At 68.3% G+C, this 2,628-nt stretch carries 4 protein-coding genes; all 4 read right to left on the minus strand.

All coding sequences use genetic code 11. The annotated features are described in order from the left end of the window. Positions 1 to 425, minus strand: a 425-nt coding sequence (rimI, locus tag VN856_RS21395; RefSeq protein ID WP_325692668.1) for a ribosomal protein S18-alanine N-acetyltransferase, incomplete at its 3' end; no start/stop codon positions are given. Continuing rightward, the gene (tsaB, locus tag VN856_RS21400; RefSeq protein WP_325692670.1) at positions 422 to 1,054 is read right to left on the minus strand and encodes a tRNA (adenosine(37)-N6)-threonylcarbamoyltransferase complex dimerization subunit type 1 TsaB; all 633 of its coding nucleotides are present in this window, start codon (positions 1,052 to 1,054) and stop codon (positions 422 to 424) included. The genes tsaB and rimI, both read right to left, overlap by 4 nt. Further along, entirely contained in the window at positions 1,051 to 1,497 is a 447-nt protein-coding gene (gene tsaE, locus VN856_RS21405) for a tRNA (adenosine(37)-N6)-threonylcarbamoyltransferase complex ATPase subunit type 1 TsaE (RefSeq protein WP_325692672.1), read from the minus strand. Before tsaE ends, tsaB begins: the two co-directional genes overlap by 4 nt. Positions 1,498 to 1,510: 13 nt before the next feature. Continuing rightward, on the minus strand, positions 1,511 to 2,608 hold the full coding sequence (locus VN856_RS21410; RefSeq protein ID WP_325692674.1) for an alpha/beta hydrolase: 1,098 nt from the start codon (positions 2,606 to 2,608) through the stop codon (positions 1,511 to 1,513). Positions 2,609 to 2,628 lie beyond the last annotated feature (20 nt).

Consider the following 2,628-nt stretch of genomic DNA (forward strand, 5'->3'; position numbering starts at 1 on the left):
GCATCGGCGCCGCTGATCCGGTAGTACCGCCGGCGCAGACCCACTTCGGTGAATCCCACGCTGCGGTACAGGGCGATCGCCGTCGCGTTGTCGGTGCGAACCTCGAGATGCACGACGCCGCCGGCGGCGATGTCCAGTAGCTCGTCCAGCATTCGACGGCCGATGCCACGGCCCTGGTACGCCGGGTCGACGCCGATGGTGTGGATTTCGTATTCGAAGGGCGGCGTGCGACCCAACCGTGAAATGCCGCCGTAGCCGACCAATGTGTCGTCGTCGCGTGCGGCCACATAGTGATTGTGATCGGCGGCGAGCTCGCGCACGAAAGCGGCTGTCGGCCAAGGGTCGTCGCCGGGAAACAACAGCGACTCCAGCTCGGCGCAGCGCTCGGCGTCGGCGTCGGTAAGCCCGTCGATCGTCACGTTCACTGGCCGGCCGCCTGCCGCTCGGCCAGCGTCTTGGCGTCCGGCCGCCGCAGATACAGCGGCACCAGCGCAGCCGGAGCTTGCGACCAGTCGGCCACCGCGGCCACCAGGCCCGCCGCGTCGGGATACGTCGGCTCAATGCACGGCAGCCCGAACAGCGCCGCGTGATCAGGCGAACCGGCCACCGACTGCGCGGGACCCGGGTCGACATCGGCCGGGGCGCTGACCTCGGGACCGTCGACCCGGACACCGTCGCGATAGCGGGCCCAATAAACCTCGCGCCGGCGGGCGTCGCTGACCACCAGCACCTCGCCGGTGGTCTGCCCACCGATGGCATCGAGGCTGCAGACCCCGTACACCGGAAGACCCAGTGCGTGACCGTAGGCCGCGGCGGTCGCCATACCGACCCGCAGCCCGGTGAACGGACCGGGACCGCAGCCGACGACGACGGCATTGAGATCGGCGATCGAGCTCCCCGCATCGGCGATGGCGGCCAACACATTCGGGGTGATCCGCTCGGCATGTGCCCGGGCGTCGATGGTGACCCGCTCGGCCAACACATGGCCATCGGCGACCACGCCCGCCGTGACCGCGGGAGTCGAGGTGTCGATGGTCAACACCAGCCGGCTCATGGGCAGCTCCATTGCCAGGTCGCGGTTCGGGTGTCGGAGTTGCTGATTCGCTCCAGACGGACGTCGAGATGCCGGTCGGACAATCGTTCGGCCAGGCCTTCACCCCATTCGACCACGACGACGGCACCGTCGAGTTCGGTGTCGAGGTCCAGGCTTTCGAGCTCGTCGAGCAGGTCGGCGCCGTTGTGGTCCAGCAATCGGTAGACGTCGACGTGGATCATCGCCGGGGCACCAGTGCGTCGCGCCGGATGCACCCGAGCCAGCACGAACGTCGGCGAGGTCACCGGCCCGTCGACGTCCATCGCCGTTGCAATTCCCTTGGCCAGCACAGTTTTTCCCGCACCCAGCGGACCGGAGAGCACGACGACATCGCCGGCGCGCAACTGGCTGCCCAGCTGCGCACCTAGCGCCACGGTGTCGTCGACATGCGGCAGCGTCGCCATGCCGGACTTGCCGTCAGTCACGACGCCGGACCCGATCGCGCAAACGCTGCCTCAGCGCGGTGAATCTGCCTGGGGTCGCGTGCTTGACCAGTCGCACCAGCCCGTCGTTGACCGAAGCGGGCCTTTCCAGCAACACCAGATGGCCCGCCTTCGCGACGATCACCAACTCCGAGTCCGGCAGCACCTCGGCCATTTTCCTCGAGTATTCGTCGGGGGTGACCAGATCGTGGTCGCCACAGACGATCAGCGTCGGGATCTTGGCCAGCGCGGGCAGCCCGGCGGTTTCGTCGTGCGCCTGCAGAGCGTGCAGAAACTCCACCATCGTCGGGATCGGGGTTTCGAGCATCATCTTCTCCGAGAACGCCACGATGCTCGGGCTGACCCGCATGTCGGAGAACGACGCCGCCCGCAGGATCGGCCCGATCAGCGAACGTGCGGCGTTGCGGCCACGCTGCGCGAGCTTGGGCGCCGAACGCGCAGCCCGCAGAACAGCTTCCAGCGCAGGGTTATTCAGGATCTCTCCGAGCGGCGACTCGGCCACCCCTTCGGCCGCAGACGAGATCAGTGCCGCTCCGGCGATCCGGCCGCCGTAGTGACGCGGGAACTGCCGGGCGTGCGACAAGACCGTCATCCCGCCCATTGAGTGGCCCACCAGCACGATCGGGCCGCGCGGCGAAATCACCTGCAGCACAGTCTCCAGATCCTTGCCCAGTTGCGTCAGGGTATAGGTATCCGGCGGAGCGTTGCCGGACCGGCCGTGGCCGCGCTGGTCGTAGAAGATCATCCGGACCTGCGCACCCCACTCGTCGCTCAGCCGCATTCGCTGAAAGTGGAAGGCGCCCATGCGAAGACAGAAGCCGTGGGCGAACACGACGGTCAGCGGCGCATCGGTGGGGCCGACCTCGCGTACCGCCAGCGGCACACCGTCGGGGGTGGTCACCAGGTAGCTGCGGTCGCCGTCGAGCGTCTCGAAATCCTCGTCGGCAAAGGGATCGTCGATGACCGCACGGCGGTTGAGCATCGAGCCGGCCACCGTGGCCCCGGCGACGGCACCCACGGCGCTCACTCCCGCCGCGCCCGCCAGCCACCGTCCACGCCTCGACTTGCCTATGTGGAAGCCGTCAGGATCCT

The organism is Mycobacterium sp., from assembly GCF_035603715.1.
Taxonomy (GTDB): Bacteria; Actinomycetota; Actinomycetes; order Mycobacteriales; family Mycobacteriaceae; genus Mycobacterium.